Genomic DNA, 20,331 nt, shown 5'->3' with positions numbered 1-20,331 from the left:
TATTTGGGTCAAAAGTGTGCAGATGTTGCAGTTCTTGGCTGTCGGCGCCGATGAAATATGTACACATCAATTTTGGTTTGTTATTTGTTTTCCAATAGATGTCGCCGCATTTCAAGAGTTGAATGCAGAGAGGCAGGGGCTTGTGTGGGGGCGGATAAACGAAAGTGGATACTTATATATTCGGATTCCCGGTATATCCGGGCGCCGCTTTCCAGGTTTTGTAGTCGTTGTGTGTCGGATCTTTCAGAAAGAGGTGGATCAAAAATGACGCTGGGAGAAACTGGCCGGTTTTCGGCTGGTGCGTATGGTGAGTTTTCCTATAGCGATCGAAAAACTCTCACACATCCGACGGCAGGGGAGGCTCTGAACTATTTTACAGGCGCCAATGCAAACGGCACCCGAAGGTGCCGTTTGTGTTTTCTACCGAGTGTCGCTTAAGCGATCAACCCACCAGGCCCGATTGCTGAACCAGGTTCAGCAGCGGTTGTGGGTAGACGCCGAGGAAGAACGCGACCAGGGCGATGGCCAGCAGCATCACGCCACCTGCCTTCTGTTCCCAGTGCAGTTGCGCATCGACGCGACGCAGGTTCGGTTCGATCAGGTACAGGGTGACCATCACGCGCAGGTAGTAGAAGACGCCAATGGCGCTGCCCAGTACCAGCGAGCCGACCAGCCACCACTGATGGGACTCGACACCGGTGGCGATGATGTAGAACTTGCCGATGAAGCCCGCGGTCAGCGGGATACCGGCCAGGGACAGCATCATCACGGTCAGGACGGCGGTCAGGTACGGACGGCGCCAGAACAGGCCGCGGTATTCGTACAGGGCGTCCGCGTCACGGCCTTTGTACGGCGAGGACATCAGGGTGATCACACCGAAAGCACCGAGGCTGGTGATCACGTAGGTGACCAGGTACACGCCGATGGCTTCCACGGCCAGGCCCTTGCTCGCCACCAGGGCGATCAGCAGGTAACCGAAGTGGGCGATGGACGAGTAACCCAGCAGACGCTTGAGGTTGCTCTGGGTCAGTGCCAGCAGGTTACCGAACAGGATCGACGCGATGGCAATGATGGTCAGCACGTCGCTCAGGACGCCGCTGCTGGCAGCTGGCGAGATCTGGAACAGACGCACCATCACGGCGAACACAGCCACTTTGGAAGCGGTCGCCAGGAACGCTGCGACCGGCGCCGGAGCACCCTCGTAAACGTCCGGAGTCCAGAGGTGGAACGGCACCAGCGACAGCTTGAACGCCAGGCCGATCAGCATCATGCCCAGGCCCAGTTGTGCCAGCGAGCTTGGCAGGCCGGTAGCCGCCAGTGCCTGACCGATGCCGACGAAGCTCAGGGAGCCGGAGTCAGCGTAGAGCAGGGCCATGCCGAACAACAGGAACGCGGAACCGGCCGCCGACAGCACCATGTACTTGATGCCGGCTTCCAGCGAGCGCTTGTTGAAGAAGGCATAAGCCACCAGACCGTAGACCGGCACCGACAGCAGTTCCAGACCGATGAACAACCCGGCCAGGTGCTGCGCGCTGACCAGAACCAGGCCACCGGCGGCGGCCATCAGGATCAGCAGGTACAGTTCTTCACGGTTGCCCGGGTAACCCGTGCCGCCATCGCCGAGGTAGGCGTGGGCGAGGGTGACACAGGCGAGGGTGGCGACCAGGATCAGCGCCATGTACAGACAGGCGAAGCTGTCGATCTGCAGCAAGGGCGTCACGGCCAGGGGCGCGACTTTCAAGGCAGGCAGGATCGACAACAGTGCCAGGTTCAAACCCGCCACGGAAATCAGGAAGGTCTGCGAGTGGTTGCGGCGCCAGGCGATCGCCAGCATCACCACGATGATCGTGGCGCTGGTGATCAACAGCGGCGCTAGCGCGATAAAGTGTTGGGTCGTGAATTCCATAGCGCTCTTACCGGGCCGAAGCGAGTTGAGTGAAGGCGGTGCCGAGCCACTGCTGCACGCCATGCATCGTCGCGGCAGAGGTATCGAGGAACGGTTGTGGGTACACGCCGATGTAGATCAGCAGTGCGGCCAGACCGACCACCATGATCATTTCGCGACCGTCCATGCCATGCAGCACCGCGTCCGATTTGGCCGGGCCGAAGTACGCACGGTGGATCATGATCAGCGAGTAGACTGAACCGAACACCAGGCCGGACGTCGCGATGATGGTCACCCATGGGGCGATCGGGAAGGTGCCGATCAGGATCAGGAACTCACCGACGAAGTTACCGGTACCCGGCAAGCCCAGGGATGCCGCTGCAAAGAACAGGCTGAGGGCCGGCAGGTAAGCGATCTTCGACCACAGGCCACCCATTTCACGCATGTCGCGGGTGTGGGTGCGTTCGTACAACTGGCCACTCAGGATAAAGAGTGCCGCGGCCGACAGACCGTGAGCCAGCATCTGCATCACCGCGCCCTGCAGCGCCAGTTGGCTGCCGGAGTAGATGCCGATCAGTACGAAGCCCATGTGGGAAACGGACGAGAAGGCAATCAGACGCTTGATGTCGGTTTGCGCGAACGCCAGGAACGCACCGTAGAAGATCCCGATCAGGCCCAGGGCCATCGCAAACGGCGCGAACTCGGCCGAAGCATTCGGGAACAGCGGCAGGGCGAAGCGCAGCAGGCCGTAGGCAGCGGTCTTCAGCAAGATACCGGCGAGGTCGACGGAACCTGCGGTCGGCGCCTGGGCGTGAGCATCAGGCAACCAGGAGTGGAACGGCACGACCGGCAGCTTGACCGCGAAGGCGATGAAGAAGCCGAGCATCAGGATGTACTCGGTGGTCATCGACATCTTGGTCTTCAACAGGTCGGCGTAGTTGAAGGTAATCACGCCGGTGTCGTTGAAGTTGACCAGTACCAGGCCCAGGATCGCCACCAGCATGATCAGGCCGGAAGCCTGAGTGAAGATGAAGAACTTGGTCGCCGCGTAGATCCGGGTTTTCTTGCCGTCCGAAGAACTGTGACCCCAGAGCGCGATGAGGAAGTACATCGGCACCAGCATCATTTCCCAGAAGAAGAAGAACATGAACAGGTCGAGGGCGAGGAACACGCCGACGACACCGCCCAGGATCCACATCAGGTTCAGGTGGAAGAAGCCCACGTGACGCTGGATTTCTTTCCACGAGCAGAGTACCGAGAGCACACCCAGCAGACCGGTCAGCATGATCATCAACAGCGACAGGCCGTCGAGGGCCAGGTGCACGTTGATGCCGAAGCGCTGGATCCAGACTTGCTTGAACTCAAGCGCCCAGGTCGGATCGGCGCCAGGCTTTGGTGCAAATGAATAATCACCGTTGGCCCACAGCCAGAGGCCTAGGGAGAGCAACAGGGACATGGTGATCAGCGCAATCCAGCGGGGGAGGGTGGCGCCGAAGCGCTCACCCATCCAGCACAGCAGGCCGCCGATGAAGGGGATCAGGATTAGCCAAGGCAGAATCATGACGGGTTCGTTTCCTTTCGCAAATTCGCAAGGTTCATATCAGACCGCTACCAGCACGACGGCGCCGATTACCAGCACGGCACCAGCAGCCATCGAGGCGGCGTACCAACGCAGTTGACCGGTCTCGGTACGGCTCAGGGCGGTGTGACCGCCTTTGGCCATGCGCGGGATCAGACCGATGGTCTGGTCGAGCGGGTCTTTGCGCAGGATGTGGCTGATCGCCAGGTACGGCTTGACGAACAGTTTGTCGTAGATCCAGTCGAAGCCCCAGGCAGCGAACCACCAGGCCGAGAGGAAACGGCCGATGCCGCTGTTGGCGACGGCGGTGACGAAGCGACGCTTGCCGAGGAACAGCAGCGCGGCCAGCAGGATACCGGCCAGGGCGATGGCGCCCGAGGCGATTTCCAGGCTGTGCTTGGCTTCGCCGCCGGCATGGCCGACGCTTTGCGGCAGCACGCCGTGCAGCGGTGGAACGATCATCGCGCCGATGAAGGTCGACAATACGATCAGCACCGACAGTGGCAGCCAGTGCGCAATGCCATGACCGGCGTGGGCTTCGGTCTTCACTTCACCGTGGAACGCGATGAAGATCAGGCGGAAGGTGTATAGCGAAGTCATGAACGCACCGACCAGACCGGCGTAGAGCAGACCGTTGTTGCCGCTGGCGAAGGCTTCCCAGAGGATTTCGTCCTTGGAGTAGAAGCCTGCGGTTACCAGTGGCAGGGCCGCCAGGGCCGCGCCGCCGACGATGAAGCTGGCGTAGGCCAGTGGCAGTTTCTTCCACAGACCACCCATCTTGAAGATGTTCTGCTCGTGGTGGCAGGCAACGATCACCGCACCGGACGCAAGGAACAGCAGGGCCTTGAAGAAGGCGTGGGTCATCAGGTGGAAGATCGCGCCGTCCCAGGCACCAACGCCCAGGGCCAGGAACATGTAGCCGATCTGGCTCATGGTCGAATAGGCGAGGATACGCTTGATGTCGGTCTGGACCAGGGCTGCGAAACCTGCGAGAACCAGAGTCACACCGCCAACGATGCCCACCAGGTGCAGGATTTCCGGCGCCAGGGTGAACAGGCCGTGGGTACGGGCAATCAGGTAGACGCCCGCGGTCACCATGGTTGCAGCGTGGATCAGTGCCGAAACCGGAGTCGGGCCGGCCATCGCGTCCGCCAGCCAGGTTTGCAGCGGCAACTGCGCGGATTTACCGACAGCGCCACCGAGCAGCATCAGGGTGGCCATGACCATCCAGAAGTCGCCGGACTGGAATTTCTGTGGAGCCAGCACCAGCAGTTCCTGAACGTTCAGCGTGCCCAGTTGGGCAAACAGAATGAACAGGCCGATGGCCATGAACACGTCACCGATACGGGTCACGATGAAGGCCTTGAGTGCGGCGTTACCGTTGTTGCGGTTGCTGTAGTAGAAACCGATCAACAGGTACGAGCACAGGCCCACGCCTTCCCAGCCGAAGTACAGGAACAACAGGTTATCGCCCAGCACCAGGAACAGCATGCTGGCGATAAACAGGTTGGTGTAGGCGAAGAAGCGCGAGTAGCCGTCTTCACCGCGCATGTACCAGGACGCGAACAGGTGGATCAGGAAGCCGACGCCGACGACCACACCGAGCATGGTCAGCGACAGGCCGTCCAGGTACAGGGCGAAGTTCGGCGTGAAGCCTTCCACCGCCATCCACTGCCACAACACCTGGGTGTAGTGGCCGCCTTCCGGCGGGGCGACGTTGAATTGCCAGATCACGTAGGCGGTAACGATCGCAGACAGACCGATGGAGCCCACGCCGATCAGCGCGGCCAGGTTTTCCGAAATGCGGCCGCGTGAGAACGACAGCAGCAGGAAACCAATGAGAGGGAATACGAAAGTCAGAAAGAGTAGGTTCATCCGCGCATCTCACTGGCAGCGTCGATATCGAGCGTGTGGAAGCGGCGATACAGTTGCAGCAGGATCGCCAGGCCAATACTGGCCTCGGCGGCTGCGAGGCTGATCACCAGGATGAACATGATCTGTCCATCCGGCTGCGCCCAGCGGCTACCGGCAACGATGAACGCCAGCGCGGAGGCATTCATCATGACCTCCAGGCTCATCAGCACGAAAAGGATATTGCGGCGGACCATCAGGCCGACCAGACCGAGGCAGAACAGGATGCCGGCGACCGCCAGACCATGCTCCATGGGGATAGCAGGCATCGTCATTGCTCCTTGGCTTCGTTGCGGCCCAAGTGGAACGCCGTGACGGCTGCGGCGAGCAGCAGCATCGAGGCGAGTTCGACCACCAGCAGGTAAGGACCGAACAGGCTGATGCCCACGGCCTTGGCGTCTACGGTGGTGTGGCCGATGGCTTCACCGGTCTGGTGGGAGAACAGCACGTACAGCAGTTCCACCAGCAGCAGCGCGGCGAGGAGGACCGGGCCGCCCCAGATACCGGGCTTGAGCCAGACGCGCTCTTGCTGAACCGAGGCCGGGCCCAGGTTCAGCATCATCACCACGAACACGAACAGCACCATGATGGCGCCAGCGTAGGCGATCACTTCCAGGACACCGGCAAACGGTGCGCCGAGGGCGAAGAACGTCATGGCCACGGCGATCAGCGAAATGATCAGGTAGAGCAGGGCATGCACAGGGTTGGTGTTGGTGATCACGCGAAGCGTGGACACCACAGCGATACCCGATGCGAAATAGAAAGCGAATTCCATCTTTCTTCCTTAAGGCAGCAAGCTCTTCACGTTGATCGGCTGGGCTTCATTCTGCGCGGAGCCTTTCGGCTTCCCGGCAATCGCCATACCTGCAACACGATAGAAGTTGTAATCAGGGTTTTTGCCGGGGCCGGAGATCAGCAGATCTTCTTTCTCGTAAACCAGGTCCTGACGTTTGAACTCGGCCATTTCGAAATCCGGTGTCAGCTGGATCGCGGTGGTCGGGCAGGCTTCCTCGCAGAGGCCGCAGAAAATGCAGCGCGAGAAGTTGATGCGGAAGAAGTCCGGGTACCAGCGACCGTCTTCGGTTTCAGCTTTCTGCAGCGAGATGCAACCGACCGGGCACGCCACGGCGCACAGGTTGCAGGCTACACATCGCTCTTCGCCGTCGGGGTCGCGGGTCAGGACGATACGGCCACGGTAGCGCGGCGGCAGGTAGACCGGTTCTTCCGGGTACTGCAACGTGTCGCGCTTGCGGAAGGCGTGGCCGAAAATCATCACCAGGCTGCGAAGCTGGGTGTAGAAGCCATGCACGATGTCAAATATGTACTTCATGATTCTCTATCCTCACTGAGCCGCGACGGCGGGCGTGTTGAGCAACACGATCGCAGCGGTCACCAGCATGTTGACGAGGGTCAGCGGCAAGCAGAACTTCCAGCTGAAATCCATCACTTGGTCATACCGTGGGCGCGGAATCGAGGCGCGCAACAGAATGAAGATCATGATGAAGAACGCGGTTTTCAGTGCGAACCAGATGAACGGGATCTGCGGCAGGATGCCGAACGGACCGTGCCAGCCACCGAAGAACAAGGTCACCAGCAGCGCCGAGATCAGCACGATGCCGATGTACTCGCCGACGAAGAACATGCCCCATTTCATGCCGGCGTATTCAATGTGGTAACCGTCAGCCAGTTCCTGTTCCGCTTCCGGCTGGTCGAACGGGTGACGGTGAGTCACGGCCACGCCAGCGATGAAGAAGGTCAGGAAACCGAAGATCTGTGGAATGATGAACCACAGGTTCTGCGCTTGATATTCAACGATGTCGCGCATGTTGAACGAGCCGACCTGGATCACGATGCCCATCAGCGACAGGCCCATGAACACTTCGTACGACACGGTCTGCGCCGAGGCACGCAAGCTGCCCAGCAGGGCGAACTTGTTGTTGCTCGACCAGCCGGCGAACAGTACCGCGTAGACCGACAGGCCAGCCATGGCGAAGAAGAACAGGATGCCGATGTTGATGTCCGCCACGCCCCAGGTCGGGGTGATCGGGATGATCGCGAAGGCAATCAGCAGGGCGCTCATGGCCACGACTGGTGCCAGGGTGAAGATCATCTTGTCGGCGAATGGAGGCGTCCAGTCTTCCTTGAAGAACATCTTGATCATGTCGGCGGCGATCTGGAACGCGCCGAACGGACCGACGCGGTTCGGACCGTAACGGTCCTGCCAGAGGGCGAGCAAACGACGCTCGACCCAGCTCAGCAGTGCGCCGCAAACCACCACGGCGAGCAGAATCACCACGGCCTTGAGGACCGCGATGATCACATCGATCACTTCAGGAGTGAACAAGGTCATTGAGCTGCCTCCTGCAGACCGTCAACGGATTTACCGAAAATTGCTGGCGGAATGCCGGCGATGCCCGCAGGCAGTGCCACCAGGCCAGCGCCCAGCTCTTCGTTGATACGCAGCGGCAGACGCAGGGTCTGGCCAGCCACGTTCAGGCTCAGCATGGCACCGTCGTTGACGCCCAGGCGGTCGGCTTCGGACTTGGCCAGTGCAACATAAGCAGCCGGAATGCGTTCCTGAACCGGAGCGGCTTTCGAAGAGTTCTCTTCGCTGCCGAACAGATGGAAGAACGGCACGGCCTGCCAGGTACCAGGAGCTGGGTTGAACGCACGCGGAGCGCTGGCGAACCAGTTCAGCGAGTCACCGGTGCTTTCGATCAGGCGGGTGCCCGGGTCGCCAGCGCGGATGTGACCACCGACTTCGTCCTGGAACTTGTTCCAGGCTTGCGGCGAGTTCCAGCCCGGAGACCAGGCGAATGGCACTTGCTGACGCGGTTCGACCGAGCCCGAGTAACCTTCCATCGAGAAGTTGAACGCGGTGTCGTTGTCTTGCGGAGTACGCGGTTCGTGCACGTTGATGTCGGCACGCATGGCGGTACGACCGGAGTAACGCAACGGTTCACGGGCCAGTTTCATGCCCTTGATGCGGAACGCGGCGGACGGCGCGGCATCGACGATGCGGTTCAGGATCGAGGTGCTGGAAGCGACGGCGGCGGTGGCGTGGTCCAGTTGGGTCCAGTCGATCGGCTGGTTCAACAGGGTTGCGCGCAGGGCATGCAGCCAGCGCCAGCCTTCGTGAACCAGGATGCTCGCGTCCATGTACTTCGGATCGAAGACCTGGAAGAAGCGCTGGGCGCGGCCTTCCTGGCTGACCAGGGTACCGTCGCCTTCAGCGAAGCTGGCGGCTGGCAGAACCAGGTGCGCGCGATCGCTGGTGGCAGTCTTCTGATGGTCGGCCACGATCAGCACTTTGGCGGCGGTCAGGGCAGCATCGACCTTGGCCTTGTCGGTACGGGTGTACAGATCGTTTTCCAGCACGACGATGGCGTCGGCTTTACCATCGATCACCGCTTGCAGCGCGGCGTCAACCGATTCGCCACCGAGCATGGCCAGGCCGAGGCTGTTGGCCTCTGGCACGATCAGGCTGATGGAACCGTCCTTCTCGCGCAGCTTCAAGGCTTTGGCGATGTTCGCGGCGGCTTCGATCAGGGCTTTGGAGCCCAGGGAAGTGCCGGCGATGATCAGCGGACGCTTGGCTGCGAGCAGGGCGTCGGCGATGCGCTTGGCCAGTTCGAGGGCTTCAGCGTCCAGGCCTTCAACGGCCGGAGCGCTGGCGTCGAGGGCGTGAGCCACGGCGAAACCGATGCGGGCCAGGTCGTCTGGAGCGGCGTGGACGCACTCTTCGGCGATGTCGTCGAGCTTGGTTTCAGCCAGGCTGGCGATGAACAGCGGGTTCAGCGCGTGCTGACCGATGTTCTTCACGGCGGCGTCGAGCCAAGGCTGGACGCGCATGGCGTCGGCCATGTCTTCGGCCTTGCCCTTGACCGATTGACGCAGGGACAGGGCCATGCGCGCAGCCGTCTGGGTCAGGTCTTCACCGAGGACGAACACGGCGTCGTGGTCTTCGATGTCGCGCATGTTCGGCACTGGCAGCGGGCTGTCTTTGAGCACTTGCAGGACCAGGCGGATGCGCTCCAGCTCGGCAGCTTCGATACCCGAGTAGAAGTGCTCGGCGCCGACCAGTTCGCGCAACGCGTAGTTGCTTTCGAGGCTGGCACGTGGCGAACCGATACCGACGATGTTGCGACCGCGCAGCAGGTCGGCGGCTTTATCCAGCGCTTCGTCGAGGCTCAGCTTGGTGCCGTTGGCCAGCAGCGGCTGGCGTGGGCGGTCTTCGCGGTTGACGTAGCCATAGCCGAAACGGCCACGGTCGCACAGGAAGTACTGGTTCACCGAACCGTTGAAACGGTTTTCGATACGACGCAGTTCGCCGTAACGTTCGCCCGGGGAGATGTTGCAACCGCTGGAGCAACCATGGCAGATGCTCGGCGAGAACTGCATGTCCCATTTGCGGTTGTAGCGCTCGGAGTGAGTCTTGTCGGTGAACACACCGGTCGGGCAGACCTCGGTGAGGTTGCCGGAGAACTCGCTTTCCAGGGTGCCGTCTTCTACACGTCCGAAGTACACGTTGTCGTGGGCGCCAAACACACCGAGGTCGGTGCCGCCAGCGTAGTCTTTATAGAAGCGCACGCAGCGGTAGCAAGCGATGCAGCGGTTCATCTCGTGGGAAATGAACGGGCCCAGTTGCTGGTTCTGGTGGGTACGCTTGGTGAAGCGGTAACGGCGCTCGTTGTGGCCGGTCATTACCGTCATGTCTTGCAGGTGGCAGTGACCGCCTTCCTCACAGACCGGGCAGTCGTGGGGGTGGTTGGTCATCAACCATTCAACAACACTGGCGCGGAAGGCCTTGGATTCTTCATCTTCGATGGAGATCCAGGTGTTGTCGGTGGCAGGGGTCATGCAGGACATGACGATACGACCACGGGTGTCGTTCTCGTCGGTGTACTGCTTGACCGCGCACTGGCGACAAGCGCCAACGCTGCCGAGGGCAGGGTGCCAGCAGAAATACGGAATATCGAGGCCCAGAGACAGACATGCCTGTAACAGGTTGTCTGCCCCATCGACTTCGAGCGCTTTGCCGTCTACGTGGATAGTGGCCATGGTTCAAAGTTCTTCGTTGGCCCGGTGTCAGCGGGCGTGGCTAATGGAATCTTGTTATCCGCGTGAATCAACACAGCCGTTAAAGGCGTCATCACACGAAAAGCGAAGGGCACGGACCCTTCGCTTTTTTAAGCGTTTACGCGCCGACTACGATCGGCCTTGCCAGGGGCGGGACGGCGGCGCTGACAGGCGCGATACCGGCTTCGAACTCTGGACGGAAGTATTTGATTGCGCTGCCCAACGGCTCCACGGCGCCCGGTGCGTGAGCACAGAAGGTCTTGCCTGGGCCGAGGAAGCCGACCAGACCCAGCAGGGTCTCGATGTCGCCTGGCTGGCCTTCACCGTTCTCGATGGCCATCAGGAGCTTGACGCTCCATGGCAAGCCATCGCGGCACGGGGTGCAGAAGCCACAGGACTCGCGGGCGAAGAACTGCTCCATGTTGCGCAGCAGGGACACCATGTTGACGCTGTCGTCCACCGCCATGGCCAGGCCGGTACCCATACGGGTGCCCACCTTGGCGATGCCGCCGGCGTACATTTGTGCGTCCAGGTGTTCCGGCAACAGGAAGCCGGTACCGGCGCCGCCAGGCTGCCAGCACTTGAGCTTGTAACCGTCGCGCATGCCGCCGGCGTAGTCTTCGAACAGCTCGCGACCGGTGACGCCGAACGGCAGCTCCCACAGGCCCGGGTTCTTGACCTTGCCGGAGAAGCCCATGAGCTTGGTGCCCATGTCTTCGCTGCCTTCGCGAGCCAACGATTTGTACCAGTCCACGCCGTCGGCGATGATCGCCGGCACGTTGCACAGGGTCTCGACGTTGTTCACGCAAGTCGGCTTGCCCCACACGCCTACGGCGGCAGGGAAGGGCGGCTTGGAGCGCGGGTTGGCGCGGCGGCCTTCCAGGGAGTTGATCAATGCGGTTTCTTCACCGCAGATGTAACGCCCGGCGCCGGTGTGGACGAACAGCTCGAAATCGAAGCCGCTGCCCAGAATGTTCTTGCCCAGCAGGCCCGCTGCCTTGGCTTCTTCCACGGCACGGTTGAGGTGCTTGGCGGCGGTGGTGTACTCGCCACGCAGGAAGATATAGCCACGGTAGGTTTTCAGCGCGCGGGCACTGATCAGCATGCCTTCGATCAGCAGATGGGGCAGTTGCTCCATCAGCATGCGGTCTTTCCAGGTGTTGGGTTCCATTTCATCCGCGTTGCACAGCAGGTAGCGGATGTTGATGGATTCGTCCTTGGGCATCAGGCCCCACTTCACGCCAGTGGGGAAGCCTGCACCGCCGCGACCCTTGAGGCCGGAATCCTTCACGGTCTGGACGATGTCGTCCTGAGCCATGTCGGCGAAGGCCTTGCGCGCAGCGGCGTAACCGTTCTTGGCCTGGTACTCGTCGAGCCATACGGCTTCGCCGTCGTCACGCAGGCGCCAGGTGAGCGGGTGAGTCTCGGCCGAACGCTTGATGCGGTTGGCCGGACCGAAGGAAGTCAGGGTCATACGTAGCCCTCGAGCAATTTGGCAACGCCTGCTGGCTGCACATCACCGAACGTGTCGTCGTCGATCATCAACGCCGGCGCCTTGTCGCAGTTGCCGAGGCAGCAGACCGGCAGCAGGGTGAAACGACCGTCGGCGGTGGTCTGACCCAGGCCGATGCCGAGCTTGCTCTGGATTTCGCTGACCACGGACTCGTGGCCGCCGATGTAGCAGACCATGCTGTCGCAGACGCGAATGATGTGACGGCCAACCGGCTGACGGAAGATCTGGCTATAGAAAGTAGCCACGCCTTCAACGTCGCTGGCCGGGATGCCGAGGATCTCGCCGATGGCGTACAAGGCGCCGTCCGGCACCCAGCCACGTTCCTTCTGGACGATCTTCAGGGCTTCGATCGACGCCGCGCGCGGGTCTTCGTAGTGATGCAGCTCGTGCTCGATGGCCGAGCGCTCGGTTTCACTCAAGGTGAAACGGTCTGTCTGGATAAGCGTGCTGTTCATGCTTAGCGGTCCACGTCGGCCATAACGAAATCGATACTACCCAGGTACGCAATCAAGTCCGCGACCATGCTGCCTTTGATCACCGAAGGGATCTGCTGCAGGTGCGGGAAGCTTGGGGTACGAATCCGGGTGCGGTAGCTCATGGTGCCGCCATCGCTCGTCAGGTAATAACTGTTGATGCCCTTGGTCGCTTCGATCATCTGGAAGGATTCGTTGGCCGGCATGACCGGGCCCCACGATACTTGCAGGAAGTGCGTGATCAAGGTTTCGATGTGCTGCAGGGTGCGCTCTTTCGGTGGCGGCGTGGTCAGCGGGTGATCCGCCTTGTACGGGCCTTCCGGCATGTTGCGCAGGCACTGGTCGATGATCTTGATGCTCTGGCGCATCTCCTCGACACGCACGATGCAGCGGTCGTAGGCATCGCCATTGGCGGCCAGCGGCACTTCGAATTCGAAGTTCTCGTAGCCCGAGTACGGACGCGCTTTACGCAGGTCGAAATCGCAGCCGGTCGAACGCAGGCCGGCACCGGTGACGCCCCATTCCAGGGCCTCTTTGGTGTTGTAGGCGGCAACGCCGATGGTCCGGCCACGCAGGATGCTGTTGTCCAGTGCGGCTTTCTGATATTCGTCCAGACGCTTGGGCATCCACTCGACGAAGTCCTTGACCAGTTTTTCCCAGCCCCGCGGCAGGTCGTGGGCGACGCCACCGATGCGGTACCAGGCCGGGTGCAGACGGAAACCGGTAATGGCCTCGATCACCGTGTACGCCTTCTGGCGGTCGGTGAAGGTGAAGAACACCGGGGTCATGGCGCCGACGTCCTGGATGTAGGTACCCAGGAACAGCAGGTGGCTGGTGATCCGGAAGAACTCGGCCATCATGATGCGGATGACGTCGACCTTCTCCGGCACCTTGATGCCGGCCAGCTTCTCGACCGAGAGCACGTACGGCAGGTTGTTCATCACGCCGCCGAGGTAGTCGATACGGTCGGTGTACGGGATGAAGCTGTGCCAGGACTGACGCTCGGCCATCTTCTCGGCACCACGATGGTGGTAACCGACGTCCGGTACGCAGTCGACGATTTCTTCACCGTCCAGCTGCAGGATGATACGGAACGCACCGTGCGCGGACGGGTGGTTCGGGCCGAGGTTGAGGAACATGTAGTCCTCGTTCGGGCCGGAACGCTTCATGCCCCAGTCTTCCGGCTTGAAGCGCGCGGACTCTTCCTCGAGTTGCTGCTTGGCCAGGTTCAGGGTGAACGGGTCGAACTCGGTGGCGCGGGCCGGGAAGTCCTTGCGCAGCGGGTGACCTTCCCAGGTCGGCGGCATCATGATGCGCGACAGGTGAGGGTGACCTTTGAAGTCGATGCCGAACATGTCCCAGACTTCACGCTCGTACCAGTTGGCGTTCGGCCAGATGCTGGTGACGGTCGGCAAGCTGAGGTCGCTCTCGGACAAGGCGACCTTGATCATTACGTCACTATTACGTTCGATCGACATCAAGTGATAGAACACGGAGAAGTCGGCGCCGCTCGGCAGCCCTTGACGCTTGGTGCGCAGACGCTCGTCCACGCCGTGCAGGTCATAGAGCATGACGTATGGCTTGGGCAGGTTGCGCAGGAAGCCCAGGACTTCGACGAGTTTGGCGCGGGCAACCCAAAGCACCGGCATGCCGGTGCGGGTCGGCTGGGCGGTGAACGCCTCCGGGCCAAAACGGTTGTTCAGTTCGACGACCACATCCTGGTCGTCTGCCTTGTAAGGCGGGATGTACAGAGCACTGCCTGTAGTCATGGTTATTTTATCGCTTTCGGTCAACGTAAAGAATGAAGCCAGGTTCTCGTTCTATTAAAGAAGCAGGTCTGGATCAGACTTCGTCGGGGCTGCGCAGGTTGGTTACCTGAATACGCTGTTCGCGGCGCTTTTCCTTTTCGGAAGGCATCTCGGCGCGATACACGCCTTGATCACCAACGACCCAGGAAAGTGGACGACGCTCCTGGCCAATCGACTCCTGCAACAGCATCAAGCCTTGCAGGAAAGCCTCAGGGCGGGGCGGGCAGCCAGGCACGTAGACGTCCACGGGCAGGAACTTGTCCACCCCTTGAACGACGGAGTAGATGTCGTACATGCCACCGGAGTTGGCGCACGAACCCATGGAAATGACCCATTTAGGTTCGAGCATTTGCTCGTAGAGACGCTGAATGATCGGCGCCATCTTGATGAAGCAGGTACCGGCGATAACCATGAAATCCGCCTGGCGCGGCGATGCCCGGATAACCTCGGCGCCAAAGCGCGCGATGTCGTGGGGCGCCGTGAAGGCGGTGGTCATTTCCACGTAGCAGCACGAAAGACCGAAGTTATACGGCCACAGGGAGTTCTTGCGCCCCCAGTTGATCGTGCCGTTAAGCACGTCTTCGAGCTTGCCCATGAAAATGTTTTTGTGGACTTGATCTTCTAACGGATCGGAAACGGTTTCCCGCTGGCCAATCGGATACTGCTCGTTAGGAGCATCGGGGTCGATCCTGGTGAGATTGTATTGCATTGCCAAAGCCTCATTGTTTCAGCTTCGCTTGCCGCTTGCGCCGAGCTTCCGGAGCCCAGTCAAGGGCGCCCACTCGGAATAGGTAGACAAGACCTGCCAACAGAATTGCTATGAAAACGAGAGCTTCGACGAATCCGGTCCAGCCGCTTTCGCGGACGGACACAGACCATGCAAAGAGAAAGAGGGCTTCAATATCGAAGATCACGAACAACATCGCGACCAGATAGAATTTGGCTGAGAGCCGCAAGCGGGCGCCACCTGTAGGTAGCATGCCGGACTCGAACGGTTCGTTTTTGCTGCGGCCCCAGGCTTTTGACCCGAGGAGGCTGGAGACGCCCAGCATGAAGGCACAGAGGCCGACGACGCCTAGAAGGAAAATGGCAAAGCCCCAGTTATGGGCCATGAGTCCTGTCGCTTCGGGCATGCTGGTAATCCTTAACAGAGAGCAAAGGTCTCTGAGCTTGAAAAGAAACAAAAGCAGTGACGATATGTCGCAGCAATCAATCCCGCTGATTTTATGGCTAAACACCCGGCAAGTAAAATTCCTATAGCGAAATTTATTATAGGAATAAGGACATAGCGAGCCTCAAAAGCCCTGTGGCCCTTGGCCCGTGGGCATTAGCCGGCATTTCGTCAATTATGTTTTGTAGGGAATGTAACGAACATAGTAGTTGCTAAATGATAATCAATATTGTTTGTGGTGGTTTTTAAACTGCTTATTCCGCAAGTGCGCAGAAAGTTGCCTTATATGCGCGTTACGTAGGAGCTGACGAGTGAAACGAGGCTGCGATCTTTTGATCTTGCCTTTGAAAGATCGCAGCCTCGTTTCACTCGTCAGCTCCTACAGGGGGGTGGCGGTGTTTGGGAAAACGCGCACAAAAAAACGCCCCGAACCAGTCGGGGCGTCAGATGTGCAGCGCTGCGGTTAGCTTTCTATTCGGCCCGCAGCGGCTGATGTTTCAGGCGAAGCAGATCAGTGGAACTGTTCTTCTTCGGTCGAACCGGTCAGTGCGGTTACCGAGGACGAGCCACCCTGGATCACGGTGGTCATGTCGTCGAAGTAGCCGGTGCCCACTTCCTGCTGGTGAGCCACGAAGGTGTAGCCCTTCGAAGCGTCAGCGAATTCCTGCTCTTGCAGCTTCACGTAGGCAGTCATGTCGTTGCGGGCGTAGTCGTGCGCCAGGTTGAACATGCTGTGCCACATGTTGTGAATGCCGGCCAGGGTGATGAACTGGTGCTTGTAACCCATGGCGGACAGTTCGCGCTGGAACTTGGCGATGGTCGCGTCGTCCAGGTTTTTCTTCCAGTTGAAGGAAGGCGAGCAGTTGTACGACAGCAGTTGGTCCGGGTATTCCTTTTTGATCGCTTCGGCGAAGCGACGAGCTTCGTCCAGGTCCGGCTTGGCGGTTTCGCACCAGATCAGGTCGGCGTACGGAGCGTAGGCCAGGCCGCGAGCGATGGCCTGGTCCAGACCGGCGCGCACTTTGTAGAAGCCTTCCTGGGTACGTTCGCCAGTCACGAATGGCTGGTCGTACGGGTCGCAGTCCGAAGTCAGCAGGTCAGCTGCGTTAGCGTCGGTACGGGCCAGGATGATGGTCGGAGTACCGGCAACGTCAGCAGCCAGGCGGGCAGCGGTCAGCTTCTGTACGGCTTCCTGGGTAGGAACCAGTACCTTGCCGCCCATGTGGCCGCATTTTTTCACGGAAGCCAGTTGGTCTTCGAAGTGAACGCCGGCGGCGCCTGCTTCGATCATGCTCTTCATCAGCTCGTAAGCGTTCAGTACGCCGCCGAAACCGGCTTCGGCGTCAGCAACGATTGGCGCGAAGTAGTCGATGTAGCCGTCGTCGCCCGGGTTCTTGCCGGCTTTCCACTGGATCTGGTCGGCACGACGGAACGAGTTGTTGATGCGCTTGACCACGGTTGGAACCGAGTCCACCGGGTACAGCGACTGGTCCGGGTACATCGATTCGGCGGAGTTGTTGTCCGCAGCCACTTGCCAGCCAGACAGGTAGATCGCCTGGATGCCGGCCTTGACTTGTTGTACAGCCTGGCCGCCGGTCAGGGCGCCCATGCAGTTGACGAAATCTTTCTCAGGACGGAAGGCTGGCTTGGCACCCTGGGTCACCAGGTTCCACAGCTTCTCGGCGCCCATTTTTGCAAAGGTGTGCTCAGGTTGAACCGAGCCACGCAGGCGGACGACGTCAGCAGCGGAGTAAGTGCGTGTCACGCCTTTCCAGCGCGGGTTTTCAGCCCAGTCTTTTTCGAGGGCTGCAATTTGCTGTTCGCGTGTCAGTGCCATGGGAGATAAACCTCGTCGCGTCTTTATGAAAAGTTGTTCTGCGGTGGAAAATTCCTGCGCTCGCTGACCAGAAGCTTAAGCGGTCAAGTCGGGTTCGGCGGGGAGGGCGACGGGATGAGCGATCGGCTCGAGGGGAAGTGAGCAGGTAAAGGCGAACTGCGGGCGCATTCGGGCGTCGTGGGCCTTGGTGCGAACATCAGTGTGGTGCCGGGTTACCTATTACGCTTCCGTCCCTCGGGACAACTTCGTTCCAGTCGACAACCTCGTCAAACACACCTTGTGGGCGGTACAGACACGAAGCGGTTCGCGGGGTAGGTGCGAACATCGCTTCGAAGGCCCTTGCCAGGGCCTCTGATTAGCGGGAGCGAGGCCATCATGCCTTTGCTTTTTTGGCTCGTCAAACGTTTTGTAGTGCTTTTTTTCAGGCACTACATCTTTGGTCTAATACGACTCGTCAGTCAGTTTTTGGTGCTTTAGTCCAGGGTGTCGACTTTCACCCGCAATGTCATGTCGTTGCGGCTCTGGGTCGAGTAGCTGCGGGTCTGGCCCTGTTTGTCGGCCTGGGTCTGGCCGTTGACCCCGGCCAGCAGGATCCACTCACCGAGGTGGCCGGTGACGGTTGTGTCGGTGCTTTGTACGTTCACTACATCAGGACGTTCCTGGCTCATGCGGTCACGGTTGGTGCTGATCGACAGGTGAACGATGTCGCCGGTGACGTTTGCCGTGACGTAGAAGCCCTGGGTGACGTTGCGGTATTCGGTCTGGCTGCGCAGGTCGCCGTAGGAGTCGGTCTGCGAACTGGTCAGCGGCACGCTCTGGCCGACCTGGATCAGCGCCGGTGCGCCTTCGCTGGCCTGCACTTGCTGGATGCCGCCGTCGCGGCTGTCGGTGCTGTAGTTGATGATGCGGGCCTGGCTTGGCTTGGCGCCGTTCACCGAATGACCCTGGTCACCCTGGAAGTTGTTGTCGCTGGTGTCGACGGTGATCAGCAGGCGCTTGGGTGCGGTGTCGAGTTGCGAAAGAAGGGCTTTAAGTTCGTCGATCTTGCGCTGATCGGCGTTGACGATGAGTTGATTGCCGTAGGCGCTGACCTGTCCGTCCTTGCCGATGAAGTCCTGCGCCACCGGCAGCAGGTCGGCGCTGGTGTGGTACTTGAGGGGCACAATTTCTGTGGCTGCCATCACCGAAAAACTGCAACCGAGCAGCAAGGTGGTGAGCAGGGTGCGTAGGGACATGTCCGTTATCTCCGCGTTCTGAAGCTTGATATTGCCAGTTTGTCGGCCTGGCGTGGCGCTAGTTGAATCGTAGACAGCAAAACGCCCCGGCATCGTGCGATGTCGGGGCGTTTTGTGGTGTGCTTTCTGGCCTCTTCGCGAGCAAGCCCGCTCCCACAGGTTCAGCGTGAACCTTGTGGGAGCGGGCTTGCTCGCGAAAGGAGTACCTCGGTCTCAGGCCGAATGGCGGACCATGTCCACATGCGGAATCCCGGCTTCAAGGAACTCCTCACTGACCAGGTGAAAGCCCAGGCGCTCATAGAATGCCGTGGCTTGTACCTGAGCGCTGAGCATCTGCTGCTTGAGTCCGCGCTCTTCGGCCTCTGCGATGACCGCTTGCATCAGTGCATCACCGACTTTCAGGCCGCGCCAGTCCTTGAGTACCGACACCCGGCCGACGTGGCCGTCGGGCAGCAGGCGGGCGGTGCCGATTGGAAAGTCGCCTTCGTAAGCGAGGAAATGCACTGCATCAATGTCATCGGCGTCCCATTCCAGTTCTGGCGGAACGGATTGCTCGGCGACGAACACCGTCTCACGAATGCGCCGGATCTCGGCGTTGTCCTTCTGCCAGTCTGCGACACGTACGTGAATCTTATTCATCGGCAAACCCCAGGCTTCCTTGCTTGACCAGTTCGCACAGCAGGCCACGACCGTCTTCGTCGCTTAGCCAGTCGCCAAGGTTGTCGGCGTGCAGCGCGTCGGCGGCGCAGATCATCTTCAGCAGTTCGCGCAGTTTGCCCGGCAGGTAACGGCTTTGGCCGCTGGCGAACAGCAGCAGGTCGTCATCGACTTCAGACCACGCCAGGCGTGCGCTCGGGTTGCGAATCAGGATCGCGCCTTGTTCCAGGGCGGACATGAAGTCTTCTTCTTCGACCTCTTCCGGGCCCACCACCAGTTCCGGGTAGCGTGGCTCGGTCATGAACTGGCCGAACCAGGTCAGCAGCAGGCGCTCGTCGCTCATGTGCTCGGCCAGCAAGCCTTTGAGGCGGTCGAGTGCGTCACGCTGGATCTGGTGAGGGTCGGCAGTCGGCAAGGCGTCGGCGTCGGTGTAGCGTTCTTCGTCCGACAGGAACTGGCTGAGGAAGTCGGTGAAGTGGGTCAGCACTTCAGCGGCGCTCGGTGCGCGGAAGCCGACCGAGTAGGTCATGCATTCATCAACGGCAACGCCGCAATGGGCCAGGCGCGGTGGCAGGTAGAGCATGTCGCCCGGTTCCAGCACCCATTCATCGGTGGCTTCGAATTCGGAGAGGATGCGCAGGTCGGCGTGGGTCAGCATCGGGCTCTCGGTGTTGCACATCTGGCCGATCTTCCAGTTGCGCTTGCCGTGGCCTTGCAGCAGGAACACGTCGTAGTTGTCGAAGTGCGGACCGACGCTGCCACCCGGTGCGGCGTAGCTGATCATCACGTCGTCGATGCGCCAGCTTGGCAGAAAGCGGAAATTTTCCAGCAGTTCGCTGACTTCCGGGACGAACTGATCCACGGCTTGAACCAGCAGGGTCCAGTCAGTTTCAGGCAGCTTGCTGAATTCATCTTCGGCGAACGGGCCGCGACGCAGTTCCCACGGACGCTCGCCATTCTCGATGATCAGTCGCGATTCGACTTCTTCTTCCAGCGCCAGGCCGGCCAGTTCGTCGGCGTCGATCGGGCTTTCGAAATCAGGAATGGCCTGACGGATCAGCAGCGGCTTTTTCTGCCAGTAGTCGCGCAGGAATTCCCGTGCCGTGATGCCGCCCAGAAGTTGAAGAGGAATATCAGGATTCATGTGTAACCTATTGAAAAAATGCACTTTTCAGACGGGAAT

The 20,331-nt window shown here is 60.3% G+C and carries 17 protein-coding genes; all 17 read right to left on the bottom strand.

Annotated elements, in window-relative coordinates; all coding sequences use genetic code 11:
• Nucleotides 1–442: 442 nt before the first annotated feature.
• Entirely contained in the window at nucleotides 443–1,906 is a 1,464-nt protein-coding gene (gene nuoN / locus ACM6G4_RS02155) for an NADH-quinone oxidoreductase subunit NuoN (protein ID WP_056723848.1), read from the bottom strand.
• Nucleotides 1,907–1,913: 7 nt separating this feature from the next.
• Nucleotides 1,914–3,446 (bottom strand): NADH-quinone oxidoreductase subunit M, encoded by a 1,533-nt coding sequence (gene nuoM / locus ACM6G4_RS02150; RefSeq protein WP_056723846.1) that lies wholly within the window; start codon nucleotides 3,444–3,446, stop codon nucleotides 1,914–1,916.
• Nucleotides 3,447–3,485: 39 nt separating this feature from the next.
• On the bottom strand, nucleotides 3,486–5,339 hold the full coding sequence (nuoL, locus tag ACM6G4_RS02145; RefSeq protein ID WP_056723844.1) for an NADH-quinone oxidoreductase subunit L: 1,854 nt from the start codon (nucleotides 5,337–5,339) through the stop codon (nucleotides 3,486–3,488).
• A complete protein-coding gene (gene nuoK, locus ACM6G4_RS02140; RefSeq protein ID WP_007946416.1) occupies nucleotides 5,336–5,644 on the bottom strand; it encodes an NADH-quinone oxidoreductase subunit NuoK in 309 nt (102 codons plus the stop codon). The genes nuoL and nuoK overlap by 4 nt, the downstream gene beginning before the upstream one ends.
• A 2-nt stretch (nucleotides 5,645–5,646) precedes the next feature.
• Nucleotides 5,647–6,150, bottom strand: coding sequence for an NADH-quinone oxidoreductase subunit J (gene nuoJ / locus ACM6G4_RS02135; RefSeq protein ID WP_053161453.1), 504 nt, complete (start codon nucleotides 6,148–6,150; stop codon nucleotides 5,647–5,649).
• A gap of 9 nt (nucleotides 6,151–6,159) precedes the next feature.
• Nucleotides 6,160–6,705: an NADH-quinone oxidoreductase subunit NuoI gene (nuoI, locus tag ACM6G4_RS02130; protein WP_015094374.1), complete on the bottom strand. Its 546-nt coding sequence runs from the start codon at nucleotides 6,703–6,705 to the stop codon at nucleotides 6,160–6,162.
• A gap of 12 nt (nucleotides 6,706–6,717) precedes the next feature.
• Nucleotides 6,718–7,725 (bottom strand): NADH-quinone oxidoreductase subunit NuoH, encoded by a 1,008-nt coding sequence (nuoH, locus tag ACM6G4_RS02125; RefSeq protein WP_056723843.1) that lies wholly within the window; start codon nucleotides 7,723–7,725, stop codon nucleotides 6,718–6,720.
• Nucleotides 7,722–10,436 (bottom strand): NADH-quinone oxidoreductase subunit NuoG, encoded by a 2,715-nt coding sequence (gene nuoG / locus ACM6G4_RS02120; RefSeq protein WP_414912935.1) that lies wholly within the window; start codon nucleotides 10,434–10,436, stop codon nucleotides 7,722–7,724. The genes nuoH and nuoG overlap by 4 nt, the downstream gene beginning before the upstream one ends.
• 136 nt (nucleotides 10,437–10,572) lie before the next feature.
• Entirely contained in the window at nucleotides 10,573–11,928 is a 1,356-nt protein-coding gene (nuoF, locus tag ACM6G4_RS02115; protein WP_095966502.1) for an NADH-quinone oxidoreductase subunit NuoF, read from the bottom strand.
• The gene (nuoE, locus tag ACM6G4_RS02110; protein ID WP_008020715.1) at nucleotides 11,925–12,422 is read right to left on the bottom strand and encodes an NADH-quinone oxidoreductase subunit NuoE; all 498 of its coding nucleotides are present in this window, start codon (nucleotides 12,420–12,422) and stop codon (nucleotides 11,925–11,927) included. Before nuoE ends, nuoF begins: the two co-directional genes overlap by 4 nt.
• A gap of 2 nt (nucleotides 12,423–12,424) precedes the next feature.
• Nucleotides 12,425–14,209, bottom strand: coding sequence for an NADH-quinone oxidoreductase subunit C/D (nuoC, locus tag ACM6G4_RS02105; protein WP_056723835.1), 1,785 nt, complete (start codon nucleotides 14,207–14,209; stop codon nucleotides 12,425–12,427).
• A gap of 73 nt (nucleotides 14,210–14,282) precedes the next feature.
• Nucleotides 14,283–14,957 (bottom strand): NuoB/complex I 20 kDa subunit family protein, encoded by a 675-nt coding sequence (locus ACM6G4_RS02100; protein WP_007970441.1) that lies wholly within the window; start codon nucleotides 14,955–14,957, stop codon nucleotides 14,283–14,285.
• A 10-nt stretch (nucleotides 14,958–14,967) separates the two neighbouring features.
• Nucleotides 14,968–15,381 (bottom strand): NADH-quinone oxidoreductase subunit A, encoded by a 414-nt coding sequence (locus ACM6G4_RS02095; protein WP_003223812.1) that lies wholly within the window; start codon nucleotides 15,379–15,381, stop codon nucleotides 14,968–14,970.
• A 549-nt stretch (nucleotides 15,382–15,930) separates the two neighbouring features.
• On the bottom strand, nucleotides 15,931–17,256 hold the full coding sequence (gene aceA / locus ACM6G4_RS02090) for an isocitrate lyase (protein ID WP_034146910.1): 1,326 nt from the start codon (nucleotides 17,254–17,256) through the stop codon (nucleotides 15,931–15,933).
• Between the two features lie 473 nt (nucleotides 17,257–17,729).
• A complete protein-coding gene (locus tag ACM6G4_RS02085; protein ID WP_223541443.1) occupies nucleotides 17,730–18,491 on the bottom strand; it encodes a secretin N-terminal domain-containing protein in 762 nt (253 codons plus the stop codon).
• Between the two features lie 213 nt (nucleotides 18,492–18,704).
• Nucleotides 18,705–19,130 carry a GNAT family N-acetyltransferase gene (locus ACM6G4_RS02080; RefSeq protein WP_056723832.1) on the bottom strand — a complete coding sequence of 142 codons (426 nt, stop codon included), beginning with the start codon at nucleotides 19,128–19,130 and terminating at the stop codon, nucleotides 18,705–18,707.
• Nucleotides 19,123–20,292 (bottom strand): cupin domain-containing protein, encoded by a 1,170-nt coding sequence (locus ACM6G4_RS02075; protein ID WP_223541442.1) that lies wholly within the window; start codon nucleotides 20,290–20,292, stop codon nucleotides 19,123–19,125. The genes ACM6G4_RS02080 and ACM6G4_RS02075 overlap by 8 nt, the downstream gene beginning before the upstream one ends.
• Nucleotides 20,293–20,331 lie beyond the last annotated feature (39 nt).

Source organism: Pseudomonas sp. IT-P258, from assembly GCF_949767825.1.
GTDB lineage: Bacteria > Pseudomonadota > Gammaproteobacteria > Pseudomonadales > Pseudomonadaceae > Aquipseudomonas > Aquipseudomonas monachiensis.
Note: the sequence above shows the minus strand (reverse complement) of the source record. Positions and strands in the feature narration are given on the sequence as shown.